The sequence below is a fragment of the Piscirickettsia salmonis LF-89 = ATCC VR-1361 genome, from assembly GCF_000297215.2.
Classification (GTDB): Bacteria; Pseudomonadota; Gammaproteobacteria; order Piscirickettsiales; family Piscirickettsiaceae; genus Piscirickettsia; species Piscirickettsia salmonis.
The window spans coordinates 18899-22771 of sequence record NZ_AMFF02000079.1 but is presented as its reverse complement, the minus strand read 5'-3'; the positions used below and the strand labels follow the sequence as shown (position 1 = coordinate 22771).

At 38.4% G+C, this 3873-nt stretch carries 5 protein-coding genes and 1 pseudogene; 4 read left to right on the top strand and 2 right to left on the bottom strand.

Annotated elements, in window-relative coordinates; all coding sequences use genetic code 11:
- Nucleotides 1–311: DUF6876 family protein (locus C200_RS15775; protein WP_345968889.1), on the bottom strand; the 311-nt coding region annotated here is incomplete at its 3' end.
- A 452-nt stretch (nucleotides 312–763) separates the two neighbouring features.
- Between C200_RS15775 and C200_RS08355 the strand changes: the two genes are divergently transcribed.
- From C200_RS08355 to C200_RS08345, 3 genes are read left to right on the top strand one after another with little or no spacing between them, the layout of a single operon-like run.
- Nucleotides 764–1063 (top strand): hypothetical protein, encoded by a 300-nt coding sequence (locus tag C200_RS08355; protein WP_033923734.1) that lies wholly within the window; start codon nucleotides 764–766, stop codon nucleotides 1061–1063.
- A gap of 12 nt (nucleotides 1064–1075) precedes the next feature.
- Entirely contained in the window at nucleotides 1076–1429 is a 354-nt protein-coding gene (locus C200_RS08350; protein ID WP_016211816.1) for a hypothetical protein, read from the top strand.
- A gap of 41 nt (nucleotides 1430–1470) precedes the next feature.
- Entirely contained in the window at nucleotides 1471–3084 is a 1614-nt protein-coding gene (locus C200_RS08345) for a DEAD/DEAH box helicase (RefSeq protein ID WP_016211812.1), read from the top strand.
- A 71-nt stretch (nucleotides 3085–3155) separates the two neighbouring features.
- Here the strand turns inward: C200_RS08345 and C200_RS08340 are convergent.
- Nucleotides 3156–3365: pseudogene (locus tag C200_RS08340) on the bottom strand (DDE-type integrase/transposase/recombinase); the annotation flags it as partial.
- On the opposite strand from C200_RS08340, the gene C200_RS16715 reads away from it, so the two are divergent.
- The gene (locus C200_RS16715) at nucleotides 3306–3527 is read left to right on the top strand and encodes a Y-family DNA polymerase (protein ID WP_075274932.1); all 222 of its coding nucleotides are present in this window, start codon (nucleotides 3306–3308) and stop codon (nucleotides 3525–3527) included. The pseudogene C200_RS08340 and the gene C200_RS16715 sit on opposite strands and share 60 nt — an antisense overlap.
- Nucleotides 3528–3873: the final 346 nt, after the last annotated feature.

Sequence of the window (3873 nt, the reverse complement as noted above, 5' to 3'; positions counted from 1 at the left end):
CTTTTAATTTTAAGGGAGAGGACAAGAAAATAACCTTTCTGAAGTTCACTATAATTTTTCGCAACAGTGCCCTCTTTTTTATTGTTGCAATATTCTACAATAAGTAACCCTAGTCTTGCATAAGGTCTTGCAAAAATAGCAATGTCATCCATTAACCAAAAACACTCTAAATTTTCAGCCAAATAATTCACCCCATCAGTTAAACGGGTGTTTAAAAATGATTTGTGATATTTTTCTGTTCCTGTAAAGTGTTTTAGCTCACTCATAAACTCAGTAAAGGTTTTTTTTAGGTTGATTTCTTTTGCATACATGATATTATTTCTCCGTTACGTATTATTTTTAATAACCTGACTGTTACCGCACTCAGGTTATTTTTTTGCTCTGCCCTTCCCCCCCCCATCACAACCGACCCGGAGAGGGAAGGAACAAGAGAAAAGAGAGCATACCGATCAGGTTAAAAATCAACTTCGCACGCGCAGGTTTGGCAAAAACATTTCAAAGAAATGTTTCTTGATAAAGCGAGAACGGAGTTTATTTTTAACCAAGGTATGCTTGAGTGAATCGTTTCTTCCCTCGGATCGGTTGAAAACCATTAATTCAATAATTAGCGCAGCTAATAACATAGCCATGCCGCATTTGCGGCATATTAAAATATTACGATTATGAAAGGCAGTGTCTCTTTACTTTTTAGAAAGCAATATCACTTGAATTTTTTGATATTGCCCCTATCTAACCAAGGATATTTATAACAACAGGTGAATTTATGCTCATTAGTTACAACGGACATGAAATTGATTTTAATCAAGCACATAGTATCTCAGTTGAGGGAGATGAAATTATCTTTCATAACAATGAAAAAAATGGCTGTTGTATTATGTGTATCAATGCTAAGAGCTATCTTAATTTTTATAATACTGAAGAGTTAATTAACGAAATGTTAGGCGTCACTGATGACTTTGAAGTCCGAACTGGGCCCGTTGTTACGAGCCGCATCGATGAGAGATTTGGACTATCTAAGAAAGTTTGTTTTACATTTTTCAACGTCGGCTCGTTTAATTGTTAGTGAGGACATGCAATGTATAAAGATTCACATAAAGTTATTGGATATTTTTCGTACAGTGAAGAAGGGGATGTCTTTTGTGATAAGGATGCCTGTGTTATTTCAGGCTCTTCAGAAAGTTTGCATGGGTACATTGATGCTATGCTGCCTGATCAAGAAACCAGTGGCATTGTTAAGAAAACACGTTTTGAAGAAATCATGCAAGGCATTAGCCGAGGTGCTGCATACGCTTTTGATCAAGAGTCATACACACGATTTTTACCTCTTGCCGAGAAAAATGGTATGAGCGACCTACCTGCACTTTCAGAGTTTGAAAAACATCAACCAGAGGAAAATACTCCGCAATTCATTCGTATTTCTCAATCATAACAAGTGTTTTTAACACGGTAGCAAGTTAAGAGATATTTAAGATGTTCGCACTAAGGACTTACCAAAAAGAAGCGATTACAGCCGTAGCGAATTGGTTTAGAGAAAATGAAGAGCCCTGCTTGATTTTTGCTAGCGTTGGTGCTGGAAAATCGCTCATTGCTGCGCATATTGCTTTATCCATTGTTCGTAGAGGTGGCAAGGTTCTTGTTATTGCGCCCAGTGAAGAGCTAGTGAGTCAAAATGAACAAGAGTTTATTAGTTATACAGGTGATAACCTAAGTACTGGTGCAATCTGCGCTTCCTTGAATCGTAAGGAATTAGGAAAGCCTATCACCTATGCGACCCCAGGAACAGCGATAAACCACCCTCAACACTATGATGTTATTTGTTTTGATGAATGCCATATCGGTGATTTTAATAAGGCTGAGAGCCTTGTGAGTGGTGTTGTACAGCAGAATCCTAAAGCCCGAGTGATTGGTTTAAGCGGAACCCCGTATCGTTCTACTTCTAATGTTCATGGTAAGAACAAGTTTTTTAAAGAATGTGTTTATTCCATCACCATGGGGGAGTTGATCGAAGCTGGTTTTTTATGCAAGTACCGATTTGGTTTGGATAAGCAAGAGCAAAAGCTTGATTTTAGTAATGTCCGCATAACCTCTGGTCGCTTTAATGGTGCTGATTTAGAACGTGAAGCCGCTAAACAGGATCGGCTTACCGCATCGATTATCCATGAAGTGACTCAGGTTATGACTCAATACACAGGGGCCTTCATTTTTGGAGCTTCTGTTCGCCACTGTGAAGAAATAATGAGCTCTTTACCTGCAAACGAGGCAAGGTTAATTACCGGTGATACAGCAAAAGTTGAACGGCGTCAGGCTATTGCAGATGCAAAAGCAGGTATCGTCAAGTACTTAGTCAGTCGAGATACCTTGTTTACTGGGATTAACCTGCCAACATTTGACGTGATTGTGTGGCTTAGACCGACGGAAAGCCGAGTTATTTTTGATCAAGGCATTGGACGCGCTATCAGAACATCACCTGGCAAAGACCATGCTCTGATCCTTGATTATGCAGGCAATATCGAAAAGCATTGTAATAGCCAGATCAGTAATGAAGCATCACAACAACGTAAGGCAACCTATGATCAAGTTTGCTTTAGTTGTGGCTGTATTAACCGCAATACTGCAAGAGAGTGTGAGGGGTGCCATGAAAAATTTGTCTTTAAACTATGTGAGTCATGTGGATATAAAAATGACATTGCTGGACGCTCTTGCAAAAGCTGTAGTGCCGAATTGATTGATCCGAATGATAATTTGGATAGACAAGCCGCTACAGAGCGGAAAACAGGTGAGTATGTGAATGTGCATAAAATGAGTGTGAAAAAAATTGGAGGCCGTGATAAACCAAAAATCTTAGTTATCTATGAAACGGATAATGGCGAGGTGACAGAATGTCATCTGCATAATATGAATCTACCATTTGTTAAGCCTCAATGGCGTGATTTTGTTAGTGATGTTCGCGGCCCTTGGTTCAAAGGTCTATATGAGCATGATAAGGTTATTGAAGTGGCAGATAGTTTTATGTGTCCTCAACAACTTCGAGTCAAGGCTAGCAAAAAAGGCTACTGGAAAGTGCTAGAGCGCATTATGGGATAACACTAAAGCTACTTAGTATTTAACTAAGCTACCTTTAAAATTAACTAGTTTATAAATTAGCTATCAGAAAACTATGACTGAAATTTTGGTGGCATTATATGGTGGCAGTGCATCTGTTTTTTCTTCAGCATGCGGTAGAGTTCAACACCTGCAATCGTGGCCTTAGCTCCTTGAACTGATTTAAATCCCAGTGCTGCATTCATCTTCTTTTTTACCGGACGATGGTTCTGCTCAATAATATTATTGAGATATTTGACCTGGATAATGTCTATCATCATAGCGGCAATACAATTATCAATTCATGTTATATAGCACGAGACAACTATGGAATACAAACAGGAATGAAACTAAGAGATGCTTTTAAAATATGCCCTCAACTCATCCAACGAGCATCACGCCCAAATCGCTACACAGATATCTCTGGCATTTTACCAATCGGATAACAAGAAAAGTTTTTGCGCATACAGTGGGCGTTGCTATTAACAAACTGCAAGGCTGCCCAACCTTACAATTTGAAAGGCTGGGAACTTCTTAAAAGTTGAGCATCGCGTAAGGTATAATAACCTGATAATATAAAATGTGTGGTGTAACAGTGAAACCGATTATTATATTTGATATTGATGGAACCTTGTCAAACACAAATCATCGAAAACATTTAGTTAAAAAAAATAATTGGCGTGATTTCTGGCACTGTTGCGAAAAATTATAGTGAACTTCAGAAAGGTTATTTTCTTGTGCTCTCTGCTTAGAATTAAGCAGCTAATCCAAATAATTTATCAATGAGCTGAT

Coding starts and splice junctions, on each gene's coding strand:
- C200_RS08355 (WP_033923734.1), top strand. CDS start 764: ATGCTCATTAGTTACAACGGACATGAAATTGATTTTAATCAAGCACAT.
- C200_RS08350 (WP_016211816.1), top strand. CDS start 1,076: ATGTATAAAGATTCACATAAAGTTATTGGATATTTTTCGTACAGTGAA.
- C200_RS08345 (WP_016211812.1), top strand. CDS start 1,471: ATGTTCGCACTAAGGACTTACCAAAAAGAAGCGATTACAGCCGTAGCG.
- C200_RS16715 (WP_075274932.1), top strand. CDS start 3,306: ATGGTTCTGCTCAATAATATTATTGAGATATTTGACCTGGATAATGTC.